The 17,069-nt window shown below is 38.8% G+C and carries 14 protein-coding genes and 1 pseudogene; 6 read left to right on the forward strand and 9 right to left on the reverse strand.

What is annotated here, in order from left to right:
* Window positions 1–6: 6 nt before the first annotated feature.
* From dnaN to acnA, 4 genes are all read right to left on the reverse strand, one after another.
* Window positions 7–1,128, reverse strand: coding sequence for a DNA polymerase III subunit beta (gene dnaN, locus PVV57_RS00170; protein WP_273783198.1), 1,122 nt, complete (start codon window positions 1,126–1,128; stop codon window positions 7–9).
* Window positions 1,129–1,315: 187 nt separating this feature from the next.
* Window positions 1,316–2,887, reverse strand: a complete 1,572-nt coding sequence (gene dnaA / locus PVV57_RS00175) for a chromosomal replication initiator protein DnaA (RefSeq protein ID WP_273717506.1) — start codon at window positions 2,885–2,887, stop codon at window positions 1,316–1,318.
* Between the two features lie 704 nt (window positions 2,888–3,591).
* Complete coding sequence (rpsT, locus tag PVV57_RS00180; protein ID WP_273783199.1) at window positions 3,592–3,858, reverse strand: 30S ribosomal protein S20; 267 nt, start codon at window positions 3,856–3,858, stop codon at window positions 3,592–3,594.
* Between the two features lie 239 nt (window positions 3,859–4,097).
* Window positions 4,098–6,785: an aconitate hydratase AcnA gene (gene acnA / locus PVV57_RS00185; RefSeq protein WP_273783200.1), complete on the reverse strand. Its 2,688-nt coding sequence runs from the start codon at window positions 6,783–6,785 to the stop codon at window positions 4,098–4,100.
* A gap of 296 nt (window positions 6,786–7,081) precedes the next feature.
* Here acnA and ccmA point away from each other — a divergent pair, with 296 nt between their 5' ends.
* From ccmA to PVV57_RS00210, 5 genes are read left to right on the forward strand one after another with little or no spacing between them, the layout of a single operon-like run.
* Entirely contained in the window at window positions 7,082–7,693 is a 612-nt protein-coding gene (gene ccmA, locus PVV57_RS00190) for a heme ABC exporter ATP-binding protein CcmA (RefSeq protein WP_273717504.1), read from the forward strand.
* A gap of 11 nt (window positions 7,694–7,704) precedes the next feature.
* Window positions 7,705–8,370, forward strand: coding sequence for a heme exporter protein CcmB (gene ccmB / locus PVV57_RS00195; RefSeq protein ID WP_273717503.1), 666 nt, complete (start codon window positions 7,705–7,707; stop codon window positions 8,368–8,370).
* A 46-nt stretch (window positions 8,371–8,416) separates the two neighbouring features.
* Window positions 8,417–9,196 carry a heme ABC transporter permease gene (locus PVV57_RS00200; RefSeq protein ID WP_273783201.1) on the forward strand — a complete coding sequence of 260 codons (780 nt, stop codon included), beginning with the start codon at window positions 8,417–8,419 and terminating at the stop codon, window positions 9,194–9,196.
* Window positions 9,184–9,435, forward strand: a complete 252-nt coding sequence (locus PVV57_RS00205; protein ID WP_273717501.1) for a hypothetical protein — start codon at window positions 9,184–9,186, stop codon at window positions 9,433–9,435. The genes PVV57_RS00200 and PVV57_RS00205 overlap by 13 nt, the downstream gene beginning before the upstream one ends.
* Entirely contained in the window at window positions 9,410–10,018 is a 609-nt protein-coding gene (locus PVV57_RS00210; RefSeq protein ID WP_273717500.1) for a DsbE family thiol:disulfide interchange protein, read from the forward strand. The genes PVV57_RS00205 and PVV57_RS00210 overlap by 26 nt, the downstream gene beginning before the upstream one ends.
* 561 nt (window positions 10,019–10,579) lie before the next feature.
* Here the strand turns inward: PVV57_RS00210 and PVV57_RS00215 are convergent.
* From PVV57_RS00215 to PVV57_RS00225, 3 genes and pseudogenes are all read right to left on the reverse strand, one after another.
* Window positions 10,580–11,581, reverse strand: a complete 1,002-nt coding sequence (locus tag PVV57_RS00215) for an Hsp33 family molecular chaperone (RefSeq protein WP_273783203.1) — start codon at window positions 11,579–11,581, stop codon at window positions 10,580–10,582.
* 35 nt (window positions 11,582–11,616) lie between these two features.
* The gene (gene argF / locus PVV57_RS00220) at window positions 11,617–12,552 is read right to left on the reverse strand and encodes an ornithine carbamoyltransferase (protein ID WP_273717498.1); all 936 of its coding nucleotides are present in this window, start codon (window positions 12,550–12,552) and stop codon (window positions 11,617–11,619) included.
* A pseudogene (locus PVV57_RS00225) lies at window positions 12,549–13,764 on the reverse strand (aspartate aminotransferase family protein). The gene argF and the pseudogene PVV57_RS00225 overlap by 4 nt, the downstream one beginning before the upstream one ends.
* A 484-nt stretch (window positions 13,765–14,248) precedes the next feature.
* Between PVV57_RS00225 and PVV57_RS00230 the strand changes: the two are divergent.
* The gene (locus tag PVV57_RS00230; protein WP_273717497.1) at window positions 14,249–14,782 is read left to right on the forward strand and encodes a GcrA family cell cycle regulator; all 534 of its coding nucleotides are present in this window, start codon (window positions 14,249–14,251) and stop codon (window positions 14,780–14,782) included.
* An 859-nt stretch (window positions 14,783–15,641) separates the two neighbouring features.
* Here PVV57_RS00230 and PVV57_RS00235 read toward each other — a convergent pair.
* Both PVV57_RS00235 and PVV57_RS00240 read right to left on the reverse strand, forming a co-directional pair.
* Window positions 15,642–16,232, reverse strand: coding sequence for a Smr/MutS family protein (locus PVV57_RS00235; protein WP_273783204.1), 591 nt, complete (start codon window positions 16,230–16,232; stop codon window positions 15,642–15,644).
* A 47-nt stretch (window positions 16,233–16,279) separates the two neighbouring features.
* Complete coding sequence (locus PVV57_RS00240; RefSeq protein ID WP_273717495.1) at window positions 16,280–16,972, reverse strand: Tim44/TimA family putative adaptor protein; 693 nt, start codon at window positions 16,970–16,972, stop codon at window positions 16,280–16,282.
* Between the last annotated feature and the right edge of the window lie 97 nt (window positions 16,973–17,069).

The following is a 17,069-nucleotide window of genomic DNA, read 5'->3' on the forward strand; positions in this document are numbered from 1 at the left end:
TCGCCCCTAAACGCGAATAGGCATCAGTACATAGAGCACATCCGCATCATCATTATCGCGAATCAGAGCTGGTGCTCCAGCTTCAGCCAACATAAAAACCATCTCATCGCTTGAAAGCTGCCCAGCAATATCCAAAAGATAGCGCGAATTAAACCCTATCTCAAGGGGATCAGATGAGTAAGTTACGGATAATTGATCTTCCGCACTGCCCGAATCAGGACTATTAACAACAAGCCTTAACTGTCCATGCTCAATCGTTAACTTAACTGCCCGCCCCCGATCACTTGAAATCGTTGAAACACGATCAACGGCAGAAGAAAAATTCTGCCTATTAACAACCAATTCCTTATCATTGCCAAGAGGGATAACACGTTGATAATCTGGAAATGTTCCATCAATTAACTTTGATGTAAAAATCACAGAACCTACAGAAAAACGAATCTTTGTCTCTGAAAGCTCTATACATACATCACCATCATTTTCTTCTGAAAGAAGTTTTTGCAACTCTCCTACAGCTTTACGAGGAACAATAACACCAGGCATTCCTTCAACTCCTGGAGGAGCTTCCATCTCAACTTGTGCCAAACGATGACCATCAGTCGCAACCAAACGCAGTTTCAAAACATCATCATTAATAACATGGAAGTAAATACCATTAAGATAATAGCGGGTTTCTTCAGTAGAAATGGCAAATTGCGTACAATCAAGTAAATGTTTCAACCCTGATGCCGATAGAGAAAAGCGATAACCAAACTGCCCAGGAAGTGACTCTGGAAAATCTGCCTTTGGAAGACATTGAAGCTGAAAATGTGCACAACCGGAAACAACGGACATTGTACTCGCTTGATTCTCATCGACGGATAAGACAACTTCACTGCCATCAGGAAGTTTCCGAATGATATCATAGAGCAAATGTGCTGGAACAGTTGTTGCTCCAGCTTGTTCAACATTAACTGTAAAAGATTCTGTAACCTCTAAATCAAGATCTGTTGTCTTTAACTGTACATGACCATTTTCTGCATCAATCAGCACATTCGACAAAATAGGAACAGTATTACGACGCTCTACCACACGGTGAACACGACCAAGAGACTTGAGAAATTGATTGCGATCAACTGTAATACGCATAAAAGCCCCGTATGATTTACCAAAAACTATAGAATTCCTTAGAACTGAAATAATAGATCCTTTTTAGAGAATCGCTTGCTAGAGTTTATTAAACCTCTTTTAAAATGGCAAGTCACTCCTGCATAAGAAAAAACAAATCCTTTCATTAAATCCCTTAGAGTTTCTTCAAATAAAGAAATGATAAACACTATACAGCCTGCTCTCCAATCAACCGCTTCAACAATTCAAGTTCCTTGGCCAAGGTCTGATCACCACAAACTAAATCTTCAATTTTACGCACAGCATGTAAAACTGTTGTATGATCACGCCCACCAAAACGGCGCCCTATTTCTGGCAATGAGCGAGGCGTTAATACTTTCGCTAAATACATTGCAACTTGTCGTGGTTTTACAACCGTACGTGTTCGACGATTAGATAACAAGTCCTGTTTAGAAACATTATAATGTCGTGCTACCGTACGCTGAATTTCTTCAATCCGAATACGCTTAGGTTCACCTGGACGTGTCAAGTGACCCAATAACTCATCAATCCGCTCTAAAGATAAATCAGACTCAAAAGATTGACGAAATAAGAGCTGGTTAAATGCGCCTTCAATATCGCGCCCCGACCCTAAAACCGTTTTCGCAATATATTCCAAGACATCATTAGAAATTGATATCATGCCGTCATCTTGCTGTGCCACTTTCAACCGCTGGCGCAACATTTGCAAACGCATTTCATAATCTGGTGCCTCAATTTCAAGGGCAACTCCTCCCTGAAGACGAGACCGAACGCGAAGATCAAGCGATTCTAATTCCGCTGGTGGACGATCTGCAGCGACAACAACCTGTTTTGCACTATCAAGCAACATATTAAGCAAATGGCAAAATTCATGTTGTATCGACTTACCCTGCAAAAACTGCATATCATCAATAATCAAAAGGTCGATATCGCGGAGCTGTTCTTTAAAAGAAAGAGCATCATTATCACGAATAGCTGTTGCAAAACGCCACATAAAATATTCAGCAGTTAAATAAATAACACGTGCAGACGTTAAACGCTTCAATGCAGACGCTGCAATCGCTTGAAGCAAATGTGTTTTTCCTAAACCAACAGACGCATGAATAAAAAGAGGATTAAAACGCAAAGCACTTTTATGCCCCTCCGCAATTGAACGTGCTGCTGCTAAAGCAACGCGATTAGAAGCCCCCTCAACAAAACTTTCAAAAGTATAGCGAGAATCAAGTGGAGATCCAAAAACTCCCGCTTGAGAACTCTTGGCTGAATGCTCTACACAACTCTCAACAAAAGATGAAGTCACCTGCTCCTCTAGCACAACAGAAGGCGCACTTGTTTTACAAACAACATCCTTTGAAACGCGTTCCATACCGCGAACGACGACTTCAACACGAAGAATTGCTGAGTTCTCTTGTTTCCATAAATGAGTCAAAAGAGAACCATAGTGATTATTAATCCATGAACGTAAAAAAGCGGTAGGAACAGAAAGCTTTACAAGAGTATGACTATACTCAGCAAGTTTCACACGACCAAACCAGCTGGTATAAGCCTCAACACCAACCTGCGCCTTTAATTGTGCCATAACACGTATAAAAGCCGTCGCACTTTCCTCCTCTGAAACAATAGAATGCCCTATAGAAGCATTGCTACAAACGACCTCACCACTCTCCGTCATCCTATTCTTTATTATGTTCTCTGCCGACAGGACATTCACCGAAACCCTTTTAAAGGAACTAGCTTTAGAGTTCAATTTATCCACCATCTTCCATCCTGATAAAAATAAAATTTTGTCCTGCCAAACAGCTAAAATAAATCTAGCGAAGGCAAAACGCCCTACCCCAAACAAGATTACTCACCCTCCCCTAGGGATAGCCTCATCACAACCCCACTAACAAAGATGACCAATAAGATTTACTTGCACTCATGATATGACCCACCCTTCTAAAATGGTAAACATACCAATTAAGAAAACTAAAAAAAACGTTAGGAAAGCTATCCAACACAAAAGCTGCGAAAAGCCTAAACCAAAGCATTCTATATTCAACAAAATACAGGATAATAGGCTGATGTGACCCCTTCATGCTTTTTAGTCTTCACAAGAACCATACAAAACAGCAGAGGTAAAATGCAAGAGGTCAAAATAAAGTCAAAAGCCCAAAAAAAATGCTTGTTTCAATGAAAAATGAGAAAAATAATTGATTCAATTCATTTTTTTCCTCTGAATTTACCAATCATTAAAGAATCTCTTCAGATTAAAAAAAAAAAATAAAATGCTTGACAAAAAAGACTCTGTAAAAATCCACAAAGCTTGTGGATAACCAAACTCCCTTCTATAAACTTTCTCTCCTTTTTCAAGAGGAGAATCGCTGTCGATTCTTATTTTCAATAGAAACTTTTTGAAACAATAAAACAAAAAGCCAGCATCCTTACGGATACCGGCTTGATTCTGAATAAAACAGAAAAAGCTTAAACGCTGAGAGCCTTCAAACGTCTCGCTAAACGCGATACTTTCCTCGCAGCAGTATTTTTATGAAAAACTCCTTTAGAAACCGCACGCATAATCTCAGGCTCAAAATTCTTAAATGCAATTTCCGCAGATGCCTTATCGCCTCCCGCTAAAGCATCATCAAACCTACGCATAAAAGTACGAACGCGTGAACGGCGGGCCCTATTAACCTGTGTGCGTGCTGCAACCTTGCGCACCGCTTTTCTAGCAGAAGGTGTATTCGCCATAAAATAATCTCTCTTTCAACACCTTGGTAAAATGAGTCTCAATAATAACTCTACCAATATAAACAAACCTATCTCAAGCAAAACTATAAAGCTGCTTACAATTTCCGTAGCTTATAGCGCAATGTCAAAGCCAACGTCAATTAAATTTTCAAAGACAGACATAAAAAACGAAACCAAACTCTTTGATCCGAAACTTTATAGCTTAATCGTTTAAAGATATTCCTCAATAAAAAAGGCATTTAAACGGCTAGCTTACGCAAGACATATTGCAAAATTCCACCATGATGTAAATAATCCAGCTCATCTTCAGTATCAACACGGCATAATAATGGAACGGCTTTTACCGTACCATCAGAAAAAGTAATTTTCGCTACGGTCTTTTGACGAGGTTTCAAATTATGAATCCCTTCAATTGTTACCTTTTCATCTCCCTTTAAGCCTAAAGATTTCCAACTTAGCCCCTCCTCAAAGACAAAAGGGACAATGCCCATACCAACAAGATTAGAGCGATGAATCCTTTCAAAGGATTGCACAATCACTGCTTTAACACCAAGAAGATTGGTCCCCTTGGCAGCCCAATCGCGTGATGATCCATTACCATATTCAATCCCCGCAAAAACAACAAGCGGAATACCTTCTTGTTTATACGCCATTGCTGCATCGTAAATGGTTTGTTCTATCGCTGAGGGATAATGAACCGTATAACCTCCTTCTTGACCATTTTCTCCTAACATGAAATTACGAATGCGGATATTGGCAAAGGTCCCACGAACCATAACTTCGTGATTCCCACGGCGCGTCCCATATTGATTAAAATCAGCCACCTTAACACCATGATCCATTAAATATTTTCCAGCAGGAGAAGCTGCTTTAATAGAACCAGCAGGAGAAATATGATCTGTCGTGATTTTATCACCAAACAAACCTAAAATCCGTGCATCCTTAATATCTGGTAAGACATCCGGCGTTTTCTGCATATCATCGAAATAAGGTGGATTACGGACATAGGTGGATTGCTCATCCCAAGAATAGGTAGACCCTGTAGGGATCTGAACTTTTTGCCAATTTTCATCTCCTTTAAAAACATCTGCATATTTTTCGGCAAAAACCTTACGCGTGACATTTTCTTCGATAAAGGCCTGGATTTCTTGAGAAGTTGGCCAAATATCTCTCAAGTAAATCGGTTGACCATCTGAATCTTCACCAAGAGGTTCCTTGGTTAAATCTTTACACACCGTCCCGACAAGCGCATGTGCAACAACTAATGGAGGGGAAGCTAAATAATTCGCTTGCACATCAGGGGAAACTCGCCCTTCAAAATTACGATTTCCTGAAAGAACTGCAGCGGCAATGACACCATTGTCATTAATCGTTTTGGAAATATCTGGATGCAAAGGACCAGAATTCCCAATACATGTTGTGCACCCAAACCCTACTAAGTTAAATCCTAATGCATCTAAATCTTTTTGCAATCCCGAATTTTGAAGGTAAGCTTCAACGACTTGTGAACCAGGTGCAAGAGAAGTTTTTACCCATGGCTTACTTTTGAGACCTTTTGCCACAGCATTTCGCGCCAAAAGACCTGCTGCAATAAGAACACTTGGATTCGATGTATTTGTACAAGAAGTAATCGCTGCGATTACCACATCACCGTGACTAAGCGTATATTCTTCTCCTTCAACCTGATAATGCTCATCTGGTCCAGAAGTTTTCTTATAGTCTTCAACCAATGCCTTTTCAAAACCTTGCCCAACATTTTCCAATGCAATACGTCCTTCAGGACGTTTAGGACCAGCCATAGAAGGAACAACGGTTCCCATATCTAATTCAATGGTATCACTAAAAACGGGATTAGCCACCACTTCGTCATGCCACATTCCTTGTGCTTTGGAGTAAGCCTCCACTAAGGCAATTCGATTTTCATCACGCCCTGTCATATTGAGATAACGCACCGTCTCCTTATCAATTGGAAAAAAGCCACAGGTTGCTCCATATTCAGGTGCCATATTCCCTATCGTCGCCCGATCAGCAAGCGTCATATGCTCCAAACCAGGGCCAAAAAATTCAACAAATTTACCAACAACGCCCTTCTGGCGGAGCATTTGGGTCACCGTCAACACCAGATCGGTAGCTGTTACACCTTCTTTAAGCTTCCCTGTTAGGCGAAAACCAATCACTTCAGGTAACAACATAGAGACGGGTTGGCCTAACATTGCCGCTTCGGCTTCAATGCCACCAACACCCCAACCTAAAACACCCAAACCATTAACCATCGTCGTATGCGAATCAGTTCCCACACAAGTATCAGGATAAACTGTCTCCCTCCCCTCTTCATTCTTCATCCACACGCATTGTGCTAAATATTCGAGGTTAACCTGATGACAAATCCCTGTTCCTGGAGGAACAACGCGAAAATTTTGAAAGGCTTGTTGTCCCCATTTCAGAAAACGATAACGCTCACCATTGCGTTCATATTCATGCTCAACGTTTTCCTTAAAAGCCATGGGAGTGCCAAAATCATCAACAATAACTGAGTGATCAATGACGAGATCAACGGGTATGAGAGGATTAATTTTTTCAGCGTTACCACCAAGTTTGACCATAGCATCACGCATTGCAGAAAGATCAACAACCGCCGGAACACCAGTAAAGTCTTGCATAAGAACGCGTGCAGGACGGTAGGCGATTTCTGCCCCTGCGCTCCCTTTGTCGCTTAACCATTTAGCAACATTGAGGATATCCTCTTTTTTAACCGTGCGACCATCTTCAAAGCGCAATAAATTTTCGAGAATAACTTTCATCGAAAACGGCAAACGCGAAATGCCTTCAAGCCCATTCTTCTCCGCTTCGATCAAGCTATAATAAGTATATTCTTTGCCATTAACATTTAACGTTCTGCGACAATTAAAGCTATCAATGTGAGTCATGACTGTCCACCCTCATACTACAAACTACCCAATTTCCAGGAATGAACAACACAAACCACGAGTCAAGGTCGCAGCTTGAGTGCAGACGCAATTACCTCCGCCATCCACTTCCCCCTCCACCTTGCATAGGTAAATGCGGAAATCAGCGCCAAAAACCATTCTACACCAGATTTTGATGTAACGCACCTCTTATAGAACTATTTCTAGAACTATTCTAGGGACAATTGCATAAAAAAACGTGTTTTTTTATTCTATAATGCAATAAAGAATAGGAAAATAAAAAAATAGGCAATCGCATGGTGTTATCAGGCAAAGATTTAGCAGCTTACAGAAACGAGGAAATTCTATTCAAAGGTCTTTCTTTTCGTTTATTTCCACAGCAATTGATAACAATCACTGGACCAAATGGCATTGGAAAATCTACATTACTCCGAATCATTGTCGGTCTTCTTGAACCTGCTGAAGGTCATATAATACTTAAAGACTATGAACAAAGATACCCTGTTACAACTGCGTGTCATTATCTTGGTCCTCAAAATGCCATGAAACCTCTTTTATCTGTCATTGATAATTTGCAATTTTGGGCAGAGTTTTATGGACAACCTCTATGCTCCCCCTATGAAGCCCTTGCCGATCTTGGTCTTTCTGATCTTGAATATTTACCCTTTAACGCTCTGTCTACTGGACAACAAAGGCGTGTCGCTCTTGCCCGCCTTTTGCTCTCCTATCGTCCTATTTGGATTTTAGATGAACCCATATCGGGACTTGATAACCATGCTCAAAAACGCCTTACTCGTATTCTCCAGCGTCATCTCAATCAAGGTGGTATGATTATCGCCGCAACCCATAATTCTTTAGGCATTCCAGAAAACCATACAATCGCTCTGGAAAAATTTTTACCTCTCTAGGAGAGAATAAAATGAAAGCACTGTTCTGGCGTGATCTTAAACTATTATTAGCGCCACAAGCCTCGTCGCTAACAGGACTATTGTTTTTCATCGCTGTTGTGATCATAACCCCCTTTGCTATTGGACCAGATCCCAAAATTCTTGCACAAATAGGGCCAGGAATATTGTGGTTTGGTGCCCTTCTTTCAGGACTCCTTAATCTGAATAAACTTTTTCAAATTGATCGTGATGATGGCAATCTCGACCAATTTATCCTTTCAGAACAAAGACAAAGTTTTATGCTGATTGTCTTTACCAAATGCATCGCCCATTGGGTAGGAACGATGCTTCCTCTCATTTTTGCTACGCCTATTTTGTCCCTCATGCTCCACTTAGATGTAACGATAACTTTTACAACAATACTTACTCTTTTATGCGGAACACCTGCTATTATTTTTATTGGCGCCATAGGAGCAGCACTTGCAAGCTCATTGTTGCATAGCACTCTTCTTATTTTCATCATTATCTTACCGTGGATCATTCCAATTATGATTTTTGGCGTTTCAGCGGCTACGGCTCCAACAAATCCAAATGCCTCTTTTCTCACTTCCCTAGCTCTTCTTAGCGCTTTTTCACTTTTTTTGAGTCTCTTTAGCTCTTTTGTTGCCGCACTAACGCTCAAGCTTTTATCAGAATAATAAAAGATGATTGCCGCATAGCAAAACTCTGCCTATTATGAATTTCATGAATGAATTATCTCACACATATAAAATGAGGTCACTCCCTGCAAGTTTTGCCCGTTTTATGAAAATAAGCAAAATCATTATACCTTGGTTAGCCAGCATAACATTGTGTCTTCTTATCTTAGGACTCATTCTCGTGATGCATTCCCCTGATGACTATCAACAGGGTATGACTGTTAAGATTATGTACCTTCATGTACCTTTCGCGTGGTTGTCTACATTCTGTTATGTAACGATGAGTGTAGCGGCATTAGGAAATTTGATTTGGAAATATCATCTTGCTGATGTAGCTCTCAAATGTGGCGCGCCCATTGGAGCAATTTTTACCGCCTTAGCTCTCATGACAGGAGCACTTTGGGGGCGCCCTACATGGGGAACATGGTGGGTATGGGATGCACGGTTAACATCGGTTTTAATTCTGCTTTTTATCTATCTTGCCATTATCCTGCTTGGACGTGCTTTTGACAACCAAGTAAAAGCCGCTCGCGCTACTGCAATTCTTACCCTTGTTGGATCTGTTAATATCCCTATTATTAAATTCTCCGTTAATTGGTGGAATACATTGCATCAACCAGCCTCTCTGTTACGTGCTGGAGGACCAACAATCGACAATACTATGTTATTGCCCCTTATAACCATGTTATTTTGTTTCATCTTTATGTTTATTACGCTCTATTTGATGGCTATGCGAAATGAAATCAATCGTCGTCATATCCAAATACTTCAGATTAAAAAATCCCGTCGTGCACAACACCAGGACTCTTCATCATGCTTGACCTAAATGGCATCCACAGTGGACTTTTAGGAAACTTATCTTTGAAAATTGATTTTTTCCTTGGCACCCTTAAACACAAGCAAATTGTTGTTTTAAGCTATACGCTTTCTGCAATCTCCCTCTTATGTCTTATTGGCTATATTCTTTGCAAAGCCCTATACCAAAAAAAAATTCTCCAACAGCTAAACAAAAAAGAGCTGTCACAAAAAGAAAAATACAATGAAGAATATCCCTCCAAAACTTAAAAAAAATATATCTTTGCCTGTTTTGTTTGTTCTTTTTGGACCATTTGTGCTTTTTCTTCTTCTCATGGTGTTTTTTTTCAACTTTATGGATAAAAAATACCCTCAAGATCCTTCTCTTCTCCCAAATGCATTAGCTGGAAAACCTGCCCCCAATACGCTCCTTCCTCTTCTTGATAAGAAAAGTTATCTTAATTCAAAACAGTTTAAAGGACGTGTCACATTGATCAATTTTTGGGGTTCTTGGTGTTTACCTTGTCGCCAAGAGCATCCTCTTCTTATGAAAATTGCACAAGATAAGCGTTTTGATCTTATTGGTATTAATTATAAGGATAATAAAGCAAACGCCCTGCGCTTTTTAAATAGTTTTGGTAATCCTTTTAAATTGATTGGCTTTGATGTTTCAGGATATACAGCCATTGACTGGGGGGTATATGGACCACCAGAAACCTTTCTCTTGAATAAAGAGAGCATCATTATCGCCAAACATGTTGGTCCCTTAACATGGCAAATTTATCAAAAAAAAATTCTACCAAAAATTGAACAAGCAATCATAATAGAAGAAAATAAAATATCAATAGATTGATTTATAAATATAATTTACCATTTTTCTCTATTAAATGAAAACATCGAACACTATGAGATTTTTTCAAATCTTTTTATGTTGAATCAAGAAAAACATCTAAGAAAAGGCTAAAAATACCTTTTTGTGCATTTTTTTAATATAAGTATAATAAAAAACGTTTTAAGTTAAAAAATATAATAATGCAGGTTTGTAAGAAGACAAAGTTTTATCGTTCTATGCACGCCATTTTATTTATAGGTTCTTATTCTCTCGATAATTTCTCTTATGGTTATAACCAATGATCTTTTTTCGACTCTTAAGTAAGATGAATTCGAGTAAGAAAATATTGACTATAGTCAAAAAGAAGCCCTTTCGAGAGAAGAAAGTAGCTTTTACAGGGCACTCTTTTTTAAAAAGCATATCCAATGAATCGTGATTTCAACAGAAAGATCATTGATATACATCGAAAAACGCTAAGGAAAGAAATATTCTAGAGCTTCATATGCGCTTGTGCTTAAGTTTTTATAGCGCGAATAAAATGGGCTTTTGTTGCAATCATCATTTTTTATGAAAAATATTTAATTATGTTTTTTCTTCCAAAAATTCTTGCGGTGTAAAATGATACGTTTTTGAGCAAAATTCACATGTAACTGAAATATGTTTATTTTTAACCATTTTATTGCGTTCATCAATCGGAAAACCTTCTAAGATTCCTTTAATTTTTTCGCGTGAACAAGAACATTGGTCGACAAGAGAAAAAGGATTAAAAACTCTCACACCTTGTTCATGAAAAAGACGGAACAAGAGTTGTTTACTCCCGACGTGGGGATCTGTTAATTCTGCACTTTCAATCGTTGCCATGAGTATTTTAGCTTCTTGCCATTGATTATCCAACTGGATTTGGTTTTTTGTTTCTTCTCGTTTTTGATGAAGGTCATCTATTTTATGATGGGACGATGCTTGGGGCAAAAGTTGAGTCAAAATACCTCCAGCTCGCCAGCTTTTCTGCGGTTTTCCTTGGTTGTCACGATTGATTAATATAGCAACAGCCAAACGAATATCGGTAGGAATTTGCTCTGATTGATCAAAATAAGTACGAGCAGCTTCTTGTAAATTTGATCCATCTAATGCAACTATCCCTTGATAGGGTTGCATGTGGGGACCTTGATCAATCGTGAAAGCTAAAGTGCCTTTTCCTAAAAGTGTTTCTGAAGAGGTTTGATCATTATCTATGGCTTGTTTAAGCAGTTTTTTATCAAAACGAGCGTATCCCCGTAAACTGGAAGGAGGAGAAAAATCGCACACCACCATATTAACGGGTCCATCGGAATGGGTTTGTAAAATAAATTTTCCCGTAAGCTTGAGAGAAGTTCCAAGCAGAACAGTTAAAAGTAAAGCTTCTGCCAGAAGATAAGAAACTGGTTCAGGGTATTGATGCCTGTTAAGAATAGAATTTAAAGTTTCCCCAAGTTGTACAGCACGTCCACGGATATCAAGTTCTTCAACTTGAAAAGGAATAACACTATCATCTTCATGCAAGGCGTTGTTATTGAGAAAGGCTCCATCTTTCGTTTGTTCACTCATGGCTTTACCTTTTATTATAATTTGTTGTAGGGAGGCTATTGTGGAGAGAAAAACACATCTTGTAAACACCAAGAAAGAATTGCTTTTTGAACATGAAGACGATTTTCAGCTTCATCGAAAACCACTGAGTGCGGTCCATCAATCACAGTATCTACAACTTCTTCACCACGATGAGCAGGAAGGCAATGCATAAAAAGAGCATCAGGTTTTGCTAATTTCATAAGAGCTTCATTAACTTGATAAGGCTGAAAAATAGAATGATGACGAGCACGAAATTCTTGTCCCATGGAGACCCATGTATCGGTCATAATACAATCAGCATCTTGAGCCGCTTTTTGCGGATTATTGGTTAGTGTAAGATGCGCTCCTCGCTCACGTGCCCAATGTATAAATTTTTCCTGTGGTTCATTGCCTTTTGGAGTGGCAATACGCAAATGAAAATCAAAAAGAGCTGCCGCTTCAATCAACGAATGGAGCACATTATTCCCATCCCCCATCCACGCAACTATTTTGCCAGCAATTGGCCCTCGATATTCCTCATAGGTTAAGATATCTGCTAGAATTTGGCAAGGATGTGTATCATCTGTAAGGGCATTAATGACAGGAATTTGTGCATATTGTGCCAATTCCAGCATGCGTTGATGTTTTGTTGTTCGCAATATCACGATATCCACAAAACGGGATAAAACGCGTGCCGTGTCAGCTATGGTTTCACTATGACCAAGTTGCATCTCAGAACCCGTGAGCATTATTGTGTCTCCCCCAAGCTGGCGCATACTGATATCGAATGAAATACGGGTTCGTGTGGATGGTTTTTCGAAAATCATCGCGAGTGTTTTACCCACAAAAGGTTTTGAACCTTTCCCTGCTTTAAAAGATGCCTTAAGGATTTTTGCATAATCGATCAGGGCGCGTGCTATTGCTGGCGTTAAAATGGATAAATCCGTGAAATGACGAAGAGCATTTATCATGTGTGTGATATTTGTCTTTCTTTATTGATTTGCGAAAAGATAAGCTATTGCTTTTTCAATACGATGCAAACTTTCATCTATTTCTTCTTCCCTGATGATAAGAGGAGGCAATAAGCGCACAACATTGTTGTTGGCAGCAACACTTAAGAGATATTCATTTTCCAACGCATTGACAACAAGATTTGAAGGAACAACACATTGAATACCCACCATAAGTCCCATCCCATGAACTGCACAGATAATATCAGGATAGATATTGAGAATATGCCAAAGTCCACTTTTCAGTTTATCCCCCATGTTTTGCACATGGTTGAGAAAACTTGGCTCTAACAGAATATCAAGAACACTATTTCCTACAGCCATTCCAAGAAGATTTCCTCCAAAGGTTGAACCATGGGTCCCAGGTGTCATACTTTTTGCAACTTTATCCGTTGCAAGGCAAGCGCCTAATGGAAATCCACCTCCTAATCCTTTCGCGAGGGTAAGAATATCAGGCGTGACATCACTCCATTCATAAGCAAAAAGCTTTCCTGTGCGTCCCATACCCGTTTGGACTTCATCAAAAATCAACAACAAACCATTATCATCGCATATTTTGCGCAAAAATCTTAAATATTCAGAAGAAACCGTTCGTATTCCTCCTTCTCCTTGAATGGGTTCAATAAGAATAGCGGCGGTATTTTTATTAACAGCGTTACACAAAGCGATTTCATCACAAAAAGGGACTTGAATAAATCCACCAGCTTTAGGTCCAAAGCCTTCAAGATATTTTGCATGCCCGGTCGCAGCAAGTGCTGCAAGTGTCCGTCCATGAAATGCCCCTTCAAAAGTAATTATTTCAATGCGCTCTGAATGACCCGCAGCATAGTAATAATAACGTGCCGTTTTGAAGGCGCATTCTAATGCTTCAGTACCTGAATTGCAGAAAAAAACCTTATCCGCAAAACTATTTGCACAAAGCCTTGTGGCAAGAGCTGTTTGTTCAGGAGACTGAAAAAGATTAGAAACATGCCAAAGTTTTTCAGCTTGTCTTTTGAGTGTATCAACCAATTTAGGATGGGCATACCCTAATGCATTAACAGCAATGCCAGATGTGAAATCAAGATAATGTTCTCCTTTATCGGAAATAAGCCACACACCATGCCCCTGTTCAAAATGCAAATTTCGTCGTGCAAAGCATTCATAAAGTGGTTGTATAGAGATGGCATCCATCATAATTCCCTTTATATTTTAACCTTTTCAATATATACAAAGCAACACTACAAATAAAATAACATGATACATTTCGTTACGGTGCTTTCAACATTTCACTAGATTAATGATTATATCTATGGAATAAATCATTACACCAATTGAAAAAAAGTCAATGAAGGTTCTACAAATAAAAATTTTGGGGACAAGCCTTAAACAAAAATGAACGTTTAACCTATAATTGATTTGCAAGTTGGGGAAAACATTCTAAATAAACAATTCAAGAGGTAAAGACTCTTGTCAGGGAGTGAGTGTATATTGTAATTTACACTATAGTTAAGCAAGATGATGTGTTTTTATTTGTAAGTTCCACAGGTTGGATGATTTTCTTATGCTCATTTAGAGTGTAAAATTCTTTCATTCAGCGCATTGAAAACATTATTGAAACATTTGAAGATGCAAAGGGGGGAGCATCGCGGTGATGTAATTGGAATGGAGTGCTGATATGGGTTGGACATGTGAACGTGTTGAGCTTCTTAAGAAGCTTTGGAGTGAAGGATTAAGTGCAAGTCAAATTGCTGCTCAATTAGGTGGGGTCAGCAGAAATGCAGTCATCGGCAAGGTGCATCGATTAAAGTTGCCAGGACGTGGCAAGACAGCACAAGGAAGTGCCCGTGCGCAAAAAACTCCCGCAGGAAGCAACCCATCATCTCCACGTACGCGCCGCAACACAGCTGCGGTATCGCCAATAAGCACATCATCTGTCAACGTTGAAGAAACAACTTTAAAGACAGAATTTGTAGCAGAAGATGTAAAAGAAGTTGATATGTCCACAAAATCTAATGTAGTGGTGCCTATATCACGTCAACTTAATCTGCTACAATTGAGTGAAAATACATGTAGATGGCCGGTTGGCGATCCATTATCAGCCGATTTTCATTTTTGTGGTGCCGATTCTGATGAAAATAGCCCCTATTGTGCTTTTCATGCTAAGCTAGCATTTCAACCAATATCTGAAAGACGGCGAATAAGAATATAAGATCAGCAATATAATTTCATATTCTGCGCTTTCTGCTTCTCATTATTCAATTTCAATGATCGAATTATTATGAGAAAGAAATTTGATGAGACTTTTAATGAATGAGAACATTTCTTCCTGAAAATATTCATAGGAATATGTTTTGAATAATACTGTTTCTCAATTTATTATGTTTTTATTCTTCGTATACCTAATAAAGTAATGTGGTGGTTATAAAAATAATTTATCGTTTGGCAATCTGAGTGAAATCCACGAATATCTCTCTCATTTTGAGCTCCCCTATATTGAATCAATAAAAATCTTTCGTTTGCGCGTCACAAGCTAAAGGAGCCACGTAGAGTAAAAATACTTAAAGAAAAGCATGCCTCTTATAAACCCTCTCAAATGCCAAGGGTTTTGCAATATTAAGGGCTAGCAAAGTGTGTGATGTTTCCGGCTTGCACTTTTATTAAGCGTAAAGATGGAGGTTATAACAAATTTTTACGCTTTATGGAGATTACTATTTTTCGTGCCCTGCCATTGAATAAGCTTGAAAGTATTAAGAGATATTTCTCTAAAATAAGCACGCGAATATGCAACATAAGTGTATTCTGCTTGAAATGTTCTGTTTTGCGTGAGTGGTGAAATGTCTTTAAACCATAAAAAAACAACAGCACGATGCAATGTGTAGTGTATAAGACGAATAGTCTTTATAATTCTTTATAAGAAAGTTAAAAAATAAAAGAATACTGTATTCAACGCTCTTACGTAAGAGAAGAGAATTATAATTATAAATCAACACTTATCATGCCTCTTCTATGATCTATAACATACGGGATCTTGTAAAATCAATATTAAACCTGGAACGACTACAATAGCATCACATTCCTTTTCCCGACACAAAACGACGCAACCAAACATAAAGCGCACCTTCACCACCATGCTGACGCGCTGCTTGCTCAAACGCATGAACATAATATTGAAAAGCTGGTGTTGATAACCAATACGGAACAAATCTATACAAAGCTCCATCACTCCCAACGGATCGACCTTTTCCTGTAATCACAAGGACATAACGCAATCCACTCTGCTGAGAGGATTGTAGAAATTTTTTTAAGAAAAAATAAGCTTCTTCCTGCATATAACCGTGAAGATCAAGACGCGCCTCAAGAGGATAACGACCTTGGGAAATTTTACGATGTGCAACACGATCAAAGAAATGAATCTTATGCGCTTGTGTAACTGCTCTCTTCTCTTTTTTAATCATTGTCAAGTATTGTTGATTTTCCTGAGAAACTGAGGGGATTTGAGTTATGCTCTGTTTTTTATCATTATTACTTGCAATCGCTTCTGAAATAGAAGAGATTCTCTTACCATAAAGCGGTGTTGTCGTACGACAAACCATCTCCCATAAAAGGCGATCTCGTGAAGCGAATAAATCTCTTTTTTGTCTCCATTCACTTGAGGACATTTCAATTTCTCATAAATCATTGAGTACTTATGGAAGAAAAAAGTACTTTAATTTTCATCTTCTGTAGCAAAAAGCTTCCAATTTGGATCCGGCGATAGGCTATTGCGAACAAACGTCCAAATATCCCTAATTTCTACAATCGCATCGGGATCCCCGTCTATACGCTCGCCCTGTTCATTATAAGTAACAGAAATCATCTCACTGATAATACGTATCGTTAAAAGTTCATCCTTATCTTGTATTGTCGCCGCGACAAACTCGATTTTATTAATTCCAACAAAAGTAAACTCTATTCTTTCTTTGTTTTTTTCTCGTTCCTCAATAGCAGCACAAAAGCTCTCAAAAACATCCTGACAAAGCAAGCTTTTAAGTTGACTGCGATCACCTTTGGCAAAAGCTGTTACAATCATTTCATAAGCAATTTGCGCACCTTTTATAAAAATTTGAGGAGAAAAATGAGGGTCAATTCTACACAGTGCTCGCAAATTTTCATTCAAAATACTTCCCTCTGGTGCAATCTTATCAATTTCACTAAAATCGCCTTTTTGTGAATTTTTTTGATGAGGGAACGAAACAATATTATCAGTCGTTTCTGCCTCAGCTTGTTTTTTAGAGCGACGTGAATAAGGATCAAAAGGAGGCTTTTCAAACCCAATTCGCTTCCCTAATACACTACGGAGTTGCACAAAAATGACAACCATAACAACAAGAGCGATGACAAGTATAACGTCAAATTCCATGGGCGCTGTCAATCTCCAAAGCTTAAGTCTGTAATAAACATTGCAGTCAATATCATTTATCAATAAATATGTAAAATAGGGAATCCTACCATTCATA

Source organism: Bartonella sp. AU15XJBT, from assembly GCF_028618615.1.
Classification (GTDB): Bacteria; Pseudomonadota; Alphaproteobacteria; order Rhizobiales; family Rhizobiaceae; genus Bartonella.